This is a genomic window from Arthrobacter sp. zg-Y769 (assembly GCF_020907405.1).
Classification (GTDB): Bacteria; Actinomycetota; Actinomycetes; order Actinomycetales; family Micrococcaceae; genus Arthrobacter_B.
In genome coordinates, this window is the sequence record NZ_JAJJOE010000004.1 from 363,726 (window position 1) to 379,664 (window position 15,939).

15 protein-coding genes are annotated in these 15,939 nt (G+C 65.2%); 7 read left to right on the top strand and 8 right to left on the bottom strand.

Annotated features, from left to right (window positions below):
- Positions 1-6 precede the first annotated feature (6 nt).
- Positions 7-1,368: an MFS transporter gene (locus tag LOC60_RS03940; protein WP_230022270.1), complete on the bottom strand. Its 1,362-nt coding sequence runs from the start codon at positions 1,366-1,368 to the stop codon at positions 7-9.
- Between the two features lie 329 nt (positions 1,369-1,697).
- Here LOC60_RS03940 and LOC60_RS03945 point away from each other — a divergent pair, with 329 nt between their 5' ends.
- Positions 1,698-3,134 carry a DHA2 family efflux MFS transporter permease subunit gene (locus LOC60_RS03945; RefSeq protein ID WP_230022878.1) on the top strand — a complete coding sequence of 479 codons (1,437 nt, stop codon included), beginning with the start codon at positions 1,698-1,700 and terminating at the stop codon, positions 3,132-3,134.
- Positions 3,135-3,198: 64 nt separating this feature from the next.
- On the opposite strand, the gene LOC60_RS03950 is transcribed toward LOC60_RS03945, so the two are convergent.
- Positions 3,199-4,080, bottom strand: a complete 882-nt coding sequence (locus tag LOC60_RS03950) for a manganese catalase family protein (protein WP_230022273.1) — start codon at positions 4,078-4,080, stop codon at positions 3,199-3,201.
- Positions 4,081-4,279: 199 nt separating this feature from the next.
- Here LOC60_RS03950 and LOC60_RS03955 point away from each other — a divergent pair, with 199 nt between their 5' ends.
- On the top strand, positions 4,280-5,764 hold the full coding sequence (locus tag LOC60_RS03955) for a S10 family peptidase (protein ID WP_230022287.1): 1,485 nt from the start codon (positions 4,280-4,282) through the stop codon (positions 5,762-5,764).
- A gap of 36 nt (positions 5,765-5,800) precedes the next feature.
- Here LOC60_RS03955 and LOC60_RS03960 read toward each other — a convergent pair whose 3' ends face one another.
- The gene (locus LOC60_RS03960) at positions 5,801-6,301 is read right to left on the bottom strand and encodes a DUF456 domain-containing protein (protein WP_230022290.1); all 501 of its coding nucleotides are present in this window, start codon (positions 6,299-6,301) and stop codon (positions 5,801-5,803) included.
- Positions 6,302-6,506: 205 nt separating this feature from the next.
- On the opposite strand from LOC60_RS03960, the gene LOC60_RS03965 reads away from it, so the two are divergent.
- Complete coding sequence (locus LOC60_RS03965) at positions 6,507-7,703, top strand: hypothetical protein (protein ID WP_230022293.1); 1,197 nt, start codon at positions 6,507-6,509, stop codon at positions 7,701-7,703.
- A gap of 371 nt (positions 7,704-8,074) precedes the next feature.
- On the opposite strand, the gene LOC60_RS03970 is transcribed toward LOC60_RS03965, so the two are convergent.
- Entirely contained in the window at positions 8,075-8,983 is a 909-nt protein-coding gene (locus LOC60_RS03970; protein ID WP_230022296.1) for an SDR family oxidoreductase, read from the bottom strand.
- 221 nt (positions 8,984-9,204) lie between these two features.
- On the opposite strand from LOC60_RS03970, the gene LOC60_RS03975 reads away from it, so the two are divergent.
- The gene (locus tag LOC60_RS03975; protein ID WP_230022299.1) at positions 9,205-9,645 is read left to right on the top strand and encodes a universal stress protein; all 441 of its coding nucleotides are present in this window, start codon (positions 9,205-9,207) and stop codon (positions 9,643-9,645) included.
- 14 nt (positions 9,646-9,659) lie between these two features.
- Here LOC60_RS03975 and LOC60_RS03980 read toward each other — a convergent pair whose 3' ends face one another.
- Positions 9,660-11,180 carry an MFS transporter gene (locus tag LOC60_RS03980; protein ID WP_231713159.1) on the bottom strand — a complete coding sequence of 507 codons (1,521 nt, stop codon included), beginning with the start codon at positions 11,178-11,180 and terminating at the stop codon, positions 9,660-9,662.
- 129 nt (positions 11,181-11,309) lie between these two features.
- Between LOC60_RS03980 and LOC60_RS03985 the strand changes: the two genes are divergently transcribed.
- The 3 genes from LOC60_RS03985 to LOC60_RS03995 all read left to right on the top strand — a co-directional run bounded on the left by LOC60_RS03985 (position 11,310) and on the right by LOC60_RS03995 (position 13,093).
- Complete coding sequence (locus LOC60_RS03985; protein ID WP_230022305.1) at positions 11,310-11,876, top strand: TetR/AcrR family transcriptional regulator; 567 nt, start codon at positions 11,310-11,312, stop codon at positions 11,874-11,876.
- 141 nt (positions 11,877-12,017) lie between these two features.
- Positions 12,018-12,485, top strand: coding sequence for a ribonuclease E activity regulator RraA (gene rraA, locus LOC60_RS03990; protein ID WP_230022308.1), 468 nt, complete (start codon positions 12,018-12,020; stop codon positions 12,483-12,485).
- An 8-nt stretch (positions 12,486-12,493) separates the two neighbouring features.
- The gene (locus tag LOC60_RS03995) at positions 12,494-13,093 is read left to right on the top strand and encodes a dienelactone hydrolase family protein (RefSeq protein WP_230022310.1); all 600 of its coding nucleotides are present in this window, start codon (positions 12,494-12,496) and stop codon (positions 13,091-13,093) included.
- Positions 13,094-13,140: 47 nt separating this feature from the next.
- Here the strand turns inward: LOC60_RS03995 and LOC60_RS04000 are convergent, their stop codons facing one another.
- Genes LOC60_RS04000 through LOC60_RS04010 form a run of 3 tightly spaced genes read right to left on the bottom strand, consistent with a single transcriptional unit; the run spans position 13,141 to position 15,931 of the window.
- A complete protein-coding gene (locus tag LOC60_RS04000) occupies positions 13,141-13,950 on the bottom strand; it encodes an SDR family NAD(P)-dependent oxidoreductase (RefSeq protein WP_230022313.1) in 810 nt (269 codons plus the stop codon).
- A gap of 2 nt (positions 13,951-13,952) precedes the next feature.
- The gene (locus LOC60_RS04005; RefSeq protein ID WP_230022316.1) at positions 13,953-14,957 is read right to left on the bottom strand and encodes an alpha-ketoacid dehydrogenase subunit beta; all 1,005 of its coding nucleotides are present in this window, start codon (positions 14,955-14,957) and stop codon (positions 13,953-13,955) included.
- Complete coding sequence (locus tag LOC60_RS04010; RefSeq protein WP_230022319.1) at positions 14,954-15,931, bottom strand: thiamine pyrophosphate-dependent dehydrogenase E1 component subunit alpha; 978 nt, start codon at positions 15,929-15,931, stop codon at positions 14,954-14,956. Before LOC60_RS04010 ends, LOC60_RS04005 begins: the two co-directional genes overlap by 4 nt.
- Between the last annotated feature and the right edge of the window lie 8 nt (positions 15,932-15,939).

The following is a 15,939-nucleotide window of genomic DNA, read 5'->3' on the forward strand; positions in this document are numbered from 1 at the left end:
GTCCAGCTAGTGCCGGGACCGCTGCTTCGGCACTCCCTCCACGTGCAGGTCCGCTCCCTTGGTTTCCTTCACCATGGTCACCGCCACAAAGGACACCACGCACAGCACCATGATGTAGAGGCCGATGGACGGTGACCAGCCGGTCTCGTTCAGCAGTGCCTGGGCAATGGTCGGCGCGAAGGCCCCGCCCAGGATGGCCCCGAGCGCGTACCCGATGGAGACACCCGAGTACCGCACCCGGGCCGGGAACATCTCGGCATACATCGCCGACTGCGGACCGTAGGACAGGCCCAGGCCGATGGTCAGGACGAAAATCGACACGGCGAACAACACGATGTTGGTGGTGTCGATCAGCAGGAACATCGGGACCGACCACAGGAACACCCAGGCATAGCCGATCTGGAAAGTCCGGACCCGGCCGATCCGGTCCGACAGGATTCCGCCGTAGAGCGTGAAGATCAGCCATCCGAAGGACCCCAGCGTGGTGGCCAGCAGCACCGAGGGCCGGTCCATCCCCAGCCCGCCCGCGTCCGGCTTGCCGGTGGCGTAGGAAGCGAAGAAGGCAATAACCAGGTATCCGGCCGCATTGTTCGCAATAAAGATCAACGCGCTGAGGATCACCTCGCGGCTGTTGTGCTGGAACAGCTGGCTCAACGGCGCCGAAGATTCCTTCTTCCGCTCCTGCATCTCCTTGAAGATGGGGCTTTCCGCCACCGAACGGCGGATGAAGTACCCGACGACGATCAGCACCACCGAGAGCAGGAACGGGATGCGCCAGCCCCACGCCATGAACTGCTCTTCGCTCAGGCTGGTGCTCAGCACGTACATCACGAACGTCGCGAGGATCATGCCGATAGGCACGCCGATCTGCGGGTAGGCGCCGAACAACCCGCGCTTATTCACCGGAGCGTGCTCCACCGACAACAGGGCGGCCCCGCCCCATTCCCCGCCGGCGGAGAAGCCCTGCATAATGCGCAGCACAATCAGCAGGATCGGCGCGGCGACGCCGATCTGCGCGTAGGTGGGCACCACACCGATCAGGGCCGTGGAAATGCCCATCATGACCAGCGTGAAGACCAGCATTTTCTTCCGGCCGATCCGGTCCCCCAGATGCCCGGCGACGACGGCGCCCAGCGGGCGGAACAGGAAGCTGATGCCGATGGTTGCGAAGGAGACCACCTGACCCAGCGGTCCGTCGTTGATCGGACCGAAATACAGGGTGGCCAGGACCAGGCCGGCGGCCTGGGCGTAGATGAAGAAGTCGTACCACTCGATGGTGGTGCCGACCAGGGTTCCGGCGAGGACCTTGCGTTCCTCCCGGCTCATCCGGCCCGAAGAGGGCACGGCGGACGCGGCATTGACGCTCATCTAAAACTCCATTGTTTTGAGACGGACAGTGATTTTGGAACGGACAGTGATAGGTAATACGGACCCGGTCCCCGCATCCGGATGCACGCATCGTACGCCCGCCGCAGCCGTCGGGACCTGGATCGGGACCGGTGAGTTTCGAAGCTGCAGGGTTTCGTCACGAACCGCCCGGGGGTATGCCGTGCACGGAAGTAGGTCCACAATGGACTTCGGCTCTTTTTGCGCCTCTTCCACTTTCTAGACCGAAACGGCACCAACGCACTGTGAATACCTCCACGCCGGACATCAGACCCTGGCCGGCCCTCTGGTCCCTGGTCATCGGATTCTTCATGATTCTGGTGGACTCCACAATCGTCAACATCGCCACCCCGGCCATCATGGCGGACCTGGATGCCGGCCTGGACAAGGTCATCTGGGTGATCAGCGCCTATCTGCTGGCCTACGCCGTGCCGCTGCTGATCACCGGCCGCCTCGGCGACCGGTTCGGCCCGCGCCGCGTCTACCTGATCGGGCTGGTGGTCTTCACCCTGTCCAGCCTCTGGTGCGGCTTCGCGAACAGCGTGGACGCACTGATCCTGGCGCGTGTCTTCCAGGGCTTCGGCGCCGCGCTGATGACTCCGCAGACCATGTCCGTGATTACCCGGATCTTCCCGCCGAACAAGCGCGGCACTGCCCTGGGCCTGTGGGGCGCGACCGCCGGCGTCGCCACCCTGGTGGGACCCATCCTGGGCGGCGTCCTCGTGGACGCGCTCGGCTGGGAATGGATTTTCTTCATCAACGTTCCCGTCGGCGTCGTCGGCTTCATCCTCGCCTACCGCCTGGTGCCGAAGCTTGCCACGTCCGTGCACCGCTTCGACTATCTGGGCGTCCTGCTCAGCGCCGCGGGAATGTTCGCCCTGGTGTTCGGCATCCAGGAAGGCGAAAGCTACAACTGGGGCACCATCGCCGGACCCGTCTCCGTTTGGTCCCTGATCATTGCCGGTGTTGTGCTCCTCGCTGCGTTTGTGCTGTGGCAGCGGTTCAACCGTGCCGAGCCGCTGCTGCCGCTGAAGCTTTTCCGGGACCGCAACTTCTCCCTCGCAAATATCTCCATCACCGGCATGGGCTTCGCCGTCACGGCATTCTCCCTTCCGTTGATCCTCTTTGCGCAGAACGTGCGCGGGCTGAGCCCCACGCAGGCGGCCCTGTTGCTGGCCCCCATGGCGGTCCTGTCCGGGGTCCTGGCCCCGATCGCCGGCAAGACCGTGCAGCGCGGGAACCCCAAGTTCATTGCCGTGTTCGGGTTTGCCGCCATGGCGGTGTCCCTCATCTGGCTCGGCACGCTTCTGAGCCCGGACGTGCCCTACTGGCAGCTTGTGCTTCCCATGCTCCTGATGGGGCTGGCGAACGCCTGCATCTGGCCTTCGGTCTCCCTGACGGCCACCCGGAACCTGGCGGCCGACGTCGCCGGCGCCGGTTCGGGCGTCTACAACACCACCCGGCAGTTCGGCGCGGTGATCGGCAGCAGCGCCATCGCCGCGATCATGCAGTCCCGGCTGACGGCGCACCTGGGCGGCGGAGCGGCCGACGGCGGCACGGCACCGGCCGCCGGTGCGTTCCCCGAAGCACTCAAGGCCGGCTATTCGGAGGCCATGGGCCAGTCCCTGTACCTGCCCGCGGCCGTCATTCTCCTTGCCCTGCTCGCGGCGTTGTTCTACGCCAAGCCGGCCCCGGAGCTCACCTCCCGCGGTACGCCGGAAACCGCACCGACCGTCACGAAGGGCTGACCGCGTTACCCGGACAGCAGGAAACCGGACAGAGCCCCCGCTCCGCCCGGTTTTCCGTAGGGGGCTATTCCTTGTTCAGCTTGTCCTGCACAGCCCCTGCTGCCTTCTCGACCGGGTTGGGTACGTCGGTGGTGCCGTAGTACCGGGCGTCCGGGCGGGTGGGCGGCGGCATCGGAGCCGTGGTGGTCGGACCGTCGTGGTAGCTGAACTCGCCCTTGCCGTCCGGCGTCGGCCCCTTGGCCCAGGACCCTTCCTTCGCATGCTTCCCGTCGGAGAAGTTCAGGTACTGGTAGGACACCTCGCGGTGTTCCTTGTTGAGCGGGAAGTTGCTGGGTACCGGCAGCTGTTCCATGTTCTCCGCCTGAAGTTCCAGGGCCGCGGTGGTCCACTGGTTCTGGTGCATGGTGTCCCGGGCAAGCAGGAACGCCAGCAGGTCCCGCACCCCGTGGTCATCGGTCATGTGGTAGAGCCGGGCGACGGCGAGGCGGCCCTGCATTTCAATGTTGGCGTTGGAGGTAAAGTCCGCCAGCATGTTGCCGCTGGCCGTAACGTAGCCGCCGGTCCAGGGGTTGCCGTTGCTGTCCGCGGGGCGGGCACCGGCGCCGGCCACGATGGCCTGCTGCACGTCCATGCCGCCCACCACCGCCGCAACGGTGGGATCATCCTGGACCGCGTCGCCGGTAATCCCCAGCGGAGCCTTTTCCAGCAGCTGCGCAATCATGACGGCCAGCATTTCCACGTGGCCCATTTCTTCGGCGGCGATGCCGTACAGCAGGTCCCGGTATTTACCCGGGATGTGCGCATTCCAGGACTGGAATCCGTACTGCATGGCTACCGTTATTTCGCCGTACTGTCCGCCCAGGGCCTCCTGCAGCTTCCGGGCGTATACGGCATCCGGCTTCTCCGGAGTGGATTTGAACTGGAGTTCCTGTTTATGGAAAAACATACATTCCTCCGCACCTTGTGGACCGGCGCCGAAGTCGGCTTCCCCCTCGCTTGGAGGTGCCGTTGCCGGTCACGGTGTTTCCAACGTAGACCCGCGCCGAAGCCCGCGGAAGAGCAGACAGAACAGTTGGCGGACGCAGCTGACAACCAAGCCGTTTTCCTCCCGGCCTAACCCCGGAAGCACCTGTAGTGTCCTTGCCATGGTCTCCCAGGAACACTCTCCCGCCGCCGTCCCCGAATCATCCCCCGCCCCGGAAGCAGCCACCGCACCGGACGTTACCGATGACTTTGCCGTCCGCCGTCACACCCTGCCTTCGGGCCTGGCGTACACCAGCACCACCGGACGGATGGTGTTCCGCAAGGAAGAAGTCAAGGACGGGAAGTCGGACGGGTTCCGGCCCAAGGCGGAGATTTTCCTGGTCTCCTACACTGCGGACGCCCCGGAAACCGGGCCCAACCGCCGTCCCGTGGTCTTCGCCTTCAACGGCGGCCCGGGTTCCTCCTCGGTCTGGCTGCACATGGGGCTGCTGGGCCCGCGCATGGTGGACTCGGGCGACGCCGGTGCGCTGACCCCTCCCCCGTTCGGACTGGTGGACAATCCGCAGACCCTGCTCGAATACGCGGACCTGGTGCTGATCGATCCGGTCAATACCGGCTTCTCCCGGGTGGTGAACGGCAACGACGCCGCCGAGTTCCACGGGTTCGAGGAGGACCGGGACCTGGTGGCCGAGGTGATCCGGCTCTGGACCACGCGCAATAACCGCTGGCTGAGTCCGAAGTACCTGGTGGGCGAGTCCTACGGCACCCTGCGTGCGGTGGCTGTGGCCGGGAAGCTGTTCGACGCCTATGGCCTGGCGGTCAACGGCCTCGGCCTGATCTCCACCGTGCTGAACCTGGCCACCCTGGATTTCGCGCCCGGTCGGGACACCCCCTATGCCCTGCATCTGCCCACCTACGCCGCCATCGCGCATTTCCACGGCCGGCACCCGGGACGCGAGCTGGCCGACGTCGTCCGCGAAGCCGAAGAGTACGCCTCCCGGGAGTACGGCTATGCGCTGACCCAGGGCGCCCGGCTGAGCGCGGAGGAACTGGACGACGTCGTCGCCCGCCTGGCCGCGATCACCACCCTGGGTGAGGGCTTCATCCGCCGGACCAACCTGCGCTGGGACTATGCCATGTTTTCCGCGGAGCTGCTGCGCGAGGAGAACCTGGCGGTGGGGCGCATCGACGGCCGGTTCACTGCCGCGCCGGCGCATCAGCAGGACTGGATCAACTGGGATGATCCCAGCCTGGTGGCCATCAACGGCCCCTATTCCGCGGCCATCAACCACTATGTGCGTGCTGAGCTCGGCTACGAGAACGATCTTCCGTACGAGATCCTCAGCGGCCGGGTCCAGCCGTGGAGTTACAAGACCTTCGAGGGAGTTCCGGTAGACGTTACCGGCACATTGGAGCGGTTAATGGTGCACAACCCGGCCCTGCGGGTGCACGTGGACTACGGGTACTACGACGGCGCCACACCGCATTTCGCCGCGGAATACGTCTGGGCGCACATGCGGCTGAGCGAGGAAGCACGGTCCCGGTTCACGCACCACTACTACCAGGCCGGACACATGATGTACGTGAACCCCGACTGCCGCGCGGACCAGCTGCGGAACCTTGCCGGATTCGTGACCGGGGCCTAGTAAGTCCGCCGGCGGTGCTTTATCCGCTCCGCTTGCTTACCGGGTGGCGAAGTGCAGCCAGACGGCCCCGCCCCAGAGACCGCCGGCGGTCAGCGCCAGCGCCAGTTCGGCCAGAATGCCGATGCCCATGGCCTTCAGGGTGGCCACACTGGAGGACCAGGCTGTGGGCAGGTCCCGCTTGCGGAGCCACTCGCTGAGCAGCAGGCCGACGGCGAACCCGATGAACAGGCCCACGGCGGGAATGGTGAACATGCCGACGATGCCCACGCCTACGCCGGCCACGATGGAGCGCTTGGGGATTTCCCGTTCCTTCAGCCGCCGTCCGGTGAGGAAGGCGCTGGCGAGCATACCGGCAATCAGGAGCACCGCGCCGATCCCGAAGGCCCACCAGGCCGGCGCGCTCTGCACCCCGAGGGCCCAGCCCAGCAGGGCGATGATAATCAGGATGCTGCCCGGCAGTACCGGCACCACAATGCCGATCAGGCCCACGGCGATCACCAGGGCTGCGGCAATGGTTACAAGAAGGTCCGGATCCATCCCCCCAGTGTTCCACCAGCTGTCTACTCCCCTGCGTATTTGCCGTCCGGGTGGTTTCGGTTTTCCCGTTCCGCGCGGATTTCGGGGGCTAACCGGCGACGTGCTTTGGCGCACACCGGTGCGGCTAGGTGGAGGTATTACTAAGGATGCTTATAAGGTGGCATCTTCAGCCCGATTCACCGGACGGAAAACAGGAGAGCAGTAAATGAGCACCGAACCAGGGAACACTAACGCTTCTACGAGCGGACGCGGCGCCTCTGAGGGCGGCCCGTTCCGGGACCGCTCCGATCGGCCGGTACCCGTCGACGACAGCCAGGCCGTTCCCGTGGACGGGCACCGCGAGGACACCGCCACCCGGGCAATGGACACCGACGCCGCCACGGCTCCCGCTGCTCCGCTGCACACCTCCGGCCGCCGCTCTGGCAGCCATGCCGCCGCACCGGCAGCGGGTTACGACGACGACGCCGCCCGTACGGCGCCGGTCTCTGACACCGATGCCGGCTTCGGGTCCGGCTCCGGGTCCGAAGACACCCGCACCCGGGTTGCACCGGTCGCCGGTGCCGGTTCCTCCGACACGGACGGCGCGGACGGCTCCGGCGAACACCGGGGTGCCACCTCGGTATCCGCCGTGCGCGATCACCGCGACGCAGGCACCGACGCCGAGAACCGGCGCGACACGGCGGCCCGCGACACCGCCGACGACCGTAACGATGACCGCGATCGCCACGGCCGGAACGACAAGCACGACAGCGACGCCGTGCGGAACCGTGACCGCCGGAACGATGACCGGAACGCCGAGCACACCCGCGAGGCGGCCCTGCCCAACCGCGAGGCACTGCTCGCCCGGGAGAAGGAACGCTTCGGCGGCTTCAAGTTCGGTGCAGCCTTCTTCGGCTGGCTGACCGCTACGGGCATGGTTGTACTGCTCTCGGCACTGGCCGCCGCGATCGGCGCTGCCGTGGGCCTCTCGGCTGAAACCAACCTGGGCCAGGCCCTGGAATCCGCCGCGGCCAACCAGTCCGCCGGGATTATCGGTGCCATCATCATGCTTCTGGTGCTGCTGCTCTCCTACTTCGCCGGCGGGTACGTCGCCGGCCGTATGGCACGTTTCAACGGAGCCAAGCAGGGTCTGGCCGTCTGGCTGTGGGCACTGGTGGCGGCCGCCGTCGTCATCGTCCTGGGCCTGATCTTCGGCAACGACATCCGCAGCATCAGCCAGCTGAACTCGGTTGCACCGCTTCCGGAGAACCTGGAAGGCATGGACGCCGGCACGTGGATCGCCGTCGCCGCCAGCCTTGTGGCCACCCTGCTGGGCGCCATCCTGGGCGGCCTGGCCGGTATGCGCTACCACCGCCGTATTGACCGTGCAGACTTCCGCACGGAAGAGACCATCACCCGCTAAGACGCGGATTTTCGGTCCCTGCGGCCGCTGCAACCCTCCGGTTTCCGGGAGTTGCGGCGGCCGTTTTTGTTGGTCCGGGTGGGGTTCCAGCACGGTGTCCCACGGTTTGGGACGGATGTGACCCCTGGGACCCCGCCAGCAACACCAGCACCACCGGGTGGGACGCTGTGCGGGACACCTGCACGGTGTCCCACGCTTTGGGACGGATGTGACCCCTGGGACCCCGCCAGCAACACCAGCACCACCCAGTGGGATGCTGTGCGGGACAGACGCCGGACAGGGACCGGTCACCGGGACGCTGCCCGGCAGCTTAAACAACTGAGGCCCCGCAGATGCGGGGCCTCAGTTCTAGCGGGAGAAAACCGCAGACGTTACGGCGACGGGGTGCCGCCGTTGACGTTCAGGGTTTCGCCGATCACGTAGCTGGATTCCGGGGACGCCAGGAAGACGTAGGCCGGAGCCAGTTCGGTGGGCTGGCCCGCGCGGCCCAGCGGGGTGCTCTGGCCGAACTCCGTCAGCGCCTCCTTCTGCTGTCCGTCGGACGGCTGCAGCGGAGTCCAGAACGGCCCCGGCGCCACGGCGTTCACGCGGATGCCCTTGGGTGCAAGCTGCTGGCCCAGGCCCTTGGTGAAGTTGTTGATGGCCGCCTTGGTGCTGGCGTAGTCCAGCAGGTCGGCGGACGGCTCGTAGGCCTGGATCGAGGTGGTGTTGATGATGCTCGATCCAGCCGGCAGGTGCTTCAGCGCAGCCTTCGTCACCCGGAAGAACGAGTAGATATTGGTCTTGAAGGTGTGGTCCAGCTGCTCGTCGGAGAGATCTTCGAGGTTCTCCACGGCAATCTGCTTGCCGGCGTTGTTGACCAGGATGTCCAGACCGCCCAGGGCCGAAACGGCATCCTCAACCAGCTGGCGGCAGTACTCGGGATCCTTGAGATCACCGGGAAGCCTCACCAGCTTGCGGCCGGTCTTCTCGACCACCTCGGCAATGTGCTGGGCGTCCGGCTCCTCCTCGGGGAGGTAGGAGATGGCGACGTCGGCGCCTTCCCGTGCGAAGGCGATGGCCACTGCCGCGCCGATGCCGGAGTCGCCGCCGGTAATGAGCGCCTTGCGGCCCTCCAGACGGCCGGTGCCGCGGTAGGTGTCCTCGCCGTGGTCCACGTGCGGGGTCATGTCCTTATCCAGGCCCGGCTCGGGCTGGTCCTGGACGGGCGGTGCGATGGACGGGTACCGGTCCACCGGGTTCTGGAAGGTGTACTGGTCCGACTTGTTGCCGTTGGTCATAGAAGTTCCCACTTTCGGTAGGTCAGTCCATTCGGGCGGTCCTGTTCGGACCGCCGTAATAGGCGGGCGCTCACGCTAACGTAAGCATGCTTATTACCCTATGCCCGATTGTCAGTTCTACTCAAGTCCGCGGTTCCACCGCGCAATTCGCCGCTGCTCTGGCCCTGCCCGCCGCCGGGGGCGCAAACTGCTGCTTATCCAACTGCCCTGGAAGGAACACCATGACTGAGGGAACCCGGAAACGGATTGTGGTCGGAGTCGATGGTTCGGAGGAGTCGCTGGAGGCGCTTCGCCTGGCCCGTCGGCTGGCGGACCTGTTGGACTGCCGTATTGATGCCATCACGGTGTGGGAGTTTCCGGCAATGCTGGCCACGCCGTTTCCCACCACCGAATGGTCGCCGCGGGTGGAAGCCGAGCGAGGCCTGGCCGAGGCGGTGGAAGCAGCCTTCGAAGGGAAGGGCATTCCTGAGGATCTAACCCAGTCAGCGGTGGCCGGGCAGACCGCCGGGGTGCTGATGGAAGCCAGCCGCGGGGCGGAGATGCTGGTGGTGGGCAACCGCGGGCGCGGCGGTTTCGCCGGGCTGCTGCTCGGTTCCGTCAGCACTACTGTGGCCGCGCACGCCTACTGCCCGGTGCTGATCGCCCGGCCGCACCGGGACTAACCCCCGCACGGGGACTAGCGGTGAGCCGGAACCCGGCGCAGCAGCACCCCTGCACCCACGGCAGCCAGCACCATGGTGACCACGCCGATCAGCGAGGTGATGTTGACGCCGGAGTCGAAGGCGGCCTGTGCCGAATGCAGCAGCGCCGAGCCCGCCTCGGCAGGCAGGCCCCGGGCAGCCTCCACCGCTCCGCCGAGGGTTTCTCCGGCCGAAGCAGCCTGCTCGGGATCCAGCCCGGACGGAACGGTGACGCCGTTGCGGTAGGCCGCGGTCAGGATGCTGCCCAGCACGGCAGTGCCCAGGACGGATCCGATCTCATAGGCGGTCTCGGAAATAGCCGAGGCGGATCCGGCGCGGGACGGCGGAACGCTGGCCAGGATCAGGTCATTGGAAATGGTTTCCGCGGCCCCCACGCCCACGCCGAGCAGCAGGAACGCGATGACCAGTTCGAGCACGGTCACCGACTCCCCCGCAGCGAAAACCAGGGCATAACCGGCTCCGTTGAAGAGCAGCCCGCCGGCCACCACAATCGCCGGGCGGACCCGCTTCACCAGGGGCACCACAGCCAGGCCGGTGATGATGGTCAGCACCAGGCCGGGGAGCATGGTCAGGCCGGCTTCGATGGGTGTCTGTCCCACCACCAGCTGCAGGTGCTGGGACAGGAAGAAGATGAAGCCCACCATGGCGAACAGGCTGAGCAGGTTCGCGGCAATGGAGCCGGTGAAGACCGGGTTCCGGAACAGCCGGACGTCGAGCATCGGCTTTTCCCGCGAGAGCTGGCGGCGGACAAACAGGAAGCCGAGCACCAGGCCGACGCCGATGAACGGCAGGCCCGACCCGGCGCCGTCGTGCGCGAACTCCTTGATGCCGTACGTCACCGAGAGCATGGCCCCCATCACCAGCACAACGCCGAGAATGTCGACGGCGCCGGGACTGGGGTCCTTGGACTCCGGCAGCAGGATCGGGGCAAAGATCAGCAGGGGAAGCAGCACCGGAATGGACAGCAGGAACACCGAGCCCCACCAGAAGTGCTCGAGCAGGACGCCGCCGACGATCGGGCCGAGGGCCGCGCCGCCGGAGAAACCGGCCGCCCAGATGGCCACCGCGATGCGGCGCTGCGACGGGTCGGTGAAGATGTTACGGATCAGCGACAGCGTGGCGGGCATCAGCATGGCACCGAAGACACCCATCAGGGCTCGGGCCACGATCAGCAGCGCCGCCGAGGGCGCAAACGCGGCCACCAGGGAGAAGACGCCGAAGCCCACACTGCCGATCATCAGCAGGCGGAGCCGGCCGATCCGGTCGCCGAGGCTGCCCATGGGCACCAGCAGGCCGGCCAGGACCAGGGCGTAGACATCCACGATCCACAGCAGTTCGACGCCGGTGGGTGCCAGTGCCTGCGACAGCGACGGGATGGCGAAGCTCAGGACGTTGTTGTCGATGGAGATGAGCAGAACGGGCAGCATCAGGACTGCGAGTCCCCACCATTCGCGCGTGCCTGCACGCGTAACTGCGGGATTTTCCTGGACCGCCAGCACGGCTTCCTCCTTGTGGAACTGCGTTAGGAATTCATCACGGGAAATACCCGAAAAACTACTGTACCGTCTAGACTGTATGGTGGCAATCTGCGGCCCTTTCGCTGGCTGATGGCGTAGCGTGAAGTCATGCCCAACTCTCGTCCCGCCCGGGACCGTATCCTCGATGCCTACGAGGAGCTGCTCATCAACGAAGGCCCCCGCGGCGCCACCCTGGACGCCGTCGTCGCGCGCGCCGAAGTTTCCAAAGGCGGCCTGCTGTATCACTTCAAGAACAAGGAAGCGATGGCCGGTGCCCTGATCGAGAAGCTCCGCGGGCTCGCTGCCACTGATCTGCAGACCATGCGCGAGGATCCGGAAGGGCCGGCGCGGTATCTGGTCCGCAGCTCGGTCTACGTCGGCAGCGAGCTGGACCGGGCCCTGATCGGCGTCGTCCGCCTGGCGCAGGCCTCCGACCCCGTGGCCTCGGAGTTGCTGCAGGACATCCACCGCAGCTGGTTCGACCTGGTCCACGACGAGGTGGGCGATCCGGGCATTGCCCGCGCCATCACCCTGCTGGCCGACGGTCTGTATTACAACGAGGGCCTGCCCGGCGGCTGGCCGCAGGCCACCCGTGACAGCCGCACGCATTCGGTAGCGGACCTGCTGGAAATCGTGGACGTGCTCAAGTCCCACGCCCGGCAGGCCCGGACGTAGCCAACCCTCGCACACGCGCACGGCATTTCCCCGCGGTTTGGGGAAAACCGCAGGGATCCGGACAAACCGCAGGGCCGGCTGACAGCCACCCCTCGGCGTGGCAGGATGATTCGCTGCAGTGCCGTCTGTCACAGTGGTGCCATGAAAACAAGCACAGCTGACCTGTACGACGAACGCGGCGACGAGCTGGCCTCGGTGTCCCTGCAGTTCCAGGACCTGGGCGGGCATGTGGGCTTCACCGGCCCGATCCGCACCGTCCGCTGCCGGGAGGACAACGGCATCATCAAGTCTCTGCTGAACTCCCCCGGCGACGGCGCGGTGCTGGTGGTCGACGGCGCCGGGTCGTTGAACACCGCCCTGATGGGGGACCTGATTGCCGGGGCCGCCGTGGAGAACGGCTGGGCCGGCGTCGTTATCAACGGCGCCATCCGTGACCGTGCCGCCGTCGCCAAGCTGCCGCTGGGCGTGAAGGCGCTGGGATCGAATCCGCGCAAGAGCGCCAAGGACGCTGTCGGTGAAATCGATGTTCCCGTAGAGTTCGGCGGCGTCACCTTCCGTCCCGGCGCAACGCTCTACGCCGACGAGGACGGGATCCTCGTCGAACCCTAGGAGTCCCCATGGCCAACGTCCTGCTCTTCCACCACGCGCTCGGCCTGACCTCCGGCATGGATGCCTTCGCCGAGGTCCTGCGCGAAGCGGGCCACACGGTGACGGTGCCCGATCTCTATGATGGGCGTACCTTCACCGATCTGGAGGACGGGGTGGCCTATGCCCAGAAGATCGGCATGGACACCATCGAAGAGCTCGGCGTCAGTATTGCGAACCGGTTCCCTGCGGAAATGGTCTATATCGGCTTCTCGCTCGGTGTGATCCCGGCGCAGCGGCTGGCGCAGACCCGGCCCGGTGCCCGTGGCGCGGTGCTGGTCAGCGGCTGCATCCCGCTTGGCGCCTTCGCCGACACCTGGCCGGACGGCGTGCCGGTGCAGATCCACGGCATGGACGCCGATGAGGAATTCGTGGACAGCGGGGACCTCGACGCCGCGGAGAACCTGGCCGCGTCCACGCCGGACGCCGACCTTTTCCTCTACATGGGTGCCTCGCACCTGTTCGCGGACATCAGCCAGCCGGATTACGACATGGACGCCGCGTTCACCCTCACCCGGCTGGTGCTCCAGCTGCTCAGCCGGGTGGACAGCGGAGCGGAAACCGCCGGTTGACCGGCACCTGTACCTGCGCCCATGAGGTAGCGAACCACCTCGGCAGACTAGTGTGTCACTGCTGCCGACAATCCGCCGTCAACGGGCAGGCACACTCCGTTGATGTACCCGGCCTCGTCCGAGGCAAGGAAGAGGGCCGCGCGCGCAACATCGAAGGAGTCCCCCATCTTTCCCGTAGGGCTCAGCTTGTTCCGCGCTGCCACCATGGCCTCAACCGATTCGTAACTGCCCGCGATCTGCTTGTACATCATCGGCGTTTCCATCAACCCGGGGGCAATTGAGTTGGCCCTGATCCCTTGTGCGGCGTATTCCAGGGCTACATTCACAGTGAACTGGATGAGACCTCCTTTACTCGCGGAATAGCTTGGATAGTTGTACCCCAGGTAACGCAGCCCGCCTATCGAGGCAATGTTCACAATCGACCCTCTGCCCTGTTCCAGGAACAGGGGCAGCACGTGTTTTGTGGAGAGGAAGGCTCCGGTTAGATTGACGTCGAGGACAAATTTCCATTCCTCCAGGGACATCTCCACCGGGCCTCCCATACGGGCGATTCCGACATTGTTGTGCAGGACGTGCGGATTGCCCAACAGGGCGACACACTCCTCCACTGCCGCCTTCACGGCATCGCTGTCTGACACGTCGGCAACAGCTCCACCCCACTTGCCGCCTGCCGGGCGGGCAGAGTCCAGGCACTTGAGCGTATTGGCCAGGGCACGCTCGGAAGCATCCACGATGAACACATCCGCCGCCTCTTGCGCGTAGGTCAACGCCGCTGCCAACCCGTTGTTCATTTCCCCTTCCTGCGATCCTCCCCCGAAGATGATGATGGTCTTGCCCGCCATCCGTCCCGGAACCATGCTCAGACCTTTACCGTTGCATTGCGGAGAGCAAGAACGCTGGCAACTATCTCCGCCTCGGCAGGGATGACCGCACTTTCGAGCTTCTCGCTGTAAGGGATGGGGCTCCTGCTCCCGCCAAGGCGCCGAGGCGCCGCGTCCAAGTCATTCCAGGCTTCCTCCACCACGGAGGCAACGAATTCGGCACCCCACCCGTAGTCACGGACGGCTTCATGGGCAACAAGCAGATGCCTCGTTTTGCGCACCGAAGTGATGACGGTGTCCATATCGAAGGGGTACAAGGTTCTGGGATCGATAACTTCGATGCTGATGCCGTGTTCGTCCTGTAGGACTTGTGCGGCAGCGAGGGAGCGCTTCAGCATTTGCTGAGTTGCGACGACGGTTGCATCGGTGCCTTGCCGGGCGATGCGGGCCTGGCCAAACGGTATGGGCTCAAAGCTCACCGGCCCCTTGTCGTAGTACAGGTTCTTGTGCTCAAGGAAAATCGTGGGGTTGTTGCTGGCCACGGCAGTCCGCAGGAGGCCGTAAGCATCGCCCGGCGATCCGGGCACCACAACTTCCAGACCGGGAATGTGGGCAAAGAGGGTTTCCAGCGACTGCGAATGCTGGCCGGCCTTCCCTATTCCCGAACCTCCGTTTGTACGCAACACGAAAGGCACGTCGAACTGCCCGCCGAACATGTAGCGCGCTTTCGCGGCCTGGTTGATGATGCCGTCAAAGCCGAGGAAACTGAAGTCCGAATACATGATCTCGAGGATCGGCCGTGACCCCTTCATCGCAGCCCCGACGGCTGCAGAAATCATGACCTCTTCGCTGATGGGTGTGTCACGTACGCGGTCGGATCCGAAGTCGGTGACCAGCTTTTTGGTAACTCCGTAGATCCCTCCACCTGTGCCCCACGTGGTGATGTCCTCCCCCATCACAAACGCAGTGGGGGTGTCCTCGAGGATGTCATGCAGCGCTGCATTCAGTGCGCGCCAGGTGCTGAGCGTCTTCACGGTCTTCATGCCACGGTCTCCTGATATACATCGGTTGTCGCTGTGGATACATCGGGGAAAGGTGAATTGCGGGCAAATTCCTCCGCGGCGTCCATCTCGCGGGATACTTCCGCCTGTATTTCCAGCCAGCGTTCCTGCGTCAGGACGTCTGCCTCAATGAGGGTGGCGACCAAGCGGGCAATGGGGTCTTTATCTCGCCACTGCTGAACCTCATCGGGTTTTCGGTATATTTCCGTATCACCTGCCATATGGCCCAGATACCGATAAGTGTCGGCAACTATGAGGGTGGGTCCATCGCCGTCGCGCCCGCGCGCCACGGCGTCGGCGGCTGCACGGTAGACATCTTCCAAGTCCATGCCGTCCACATTCACAGAGTGAACTCCATAGGCAATGCCGCGCTGCGCCAGATCCGGTTGGGCGACCATCTGCTCAATTGACGCTGACTGGGCGTAATGGTTGTTCTCACAGACAAACAGCACGGGAAGATTCCAGATCGCTGCAAGATTCAGGGCTTCCGCCAGGACACCCTGGTTGGAGGCGCCGTCGCCAAAGTACGCAACGGAGACAGCTGTTGTGTTTTGCATCTTGGCGGCAAGGGCGGCTCCCGTAGCGAGGCCGATACCGGCTCCGACAATTCCGTTGGTGCCGAGGATTCCCAGCTCTTTCACGCCGATATGCATGGATCCACCCTTGCCCTGGCCGTACCCGTCCTGCCGGCCGAGAATTTCCGCCATGGTTCGCCCCGGATCGGAACCGCGAGCCAGGCAGTGTGCATGGCCACGGTGGTTACTCGCAATCGAGTCCTCCTCCCCCAGTGCCAGGGAGATCCCGACGGCAACCGCTTCCATGCCGACCGAAGGGTGTGTTGAACCTCGGATTAGTCCTTCGTCGGCCAGTTCCGGCATTTTGCTTTCAAATTCCCGAATTGATGCCATAAGGCGGAGGCCCGCCATGCCGTGGTTGTGTGCGTCATAAGTTGTCATGGTGTGCT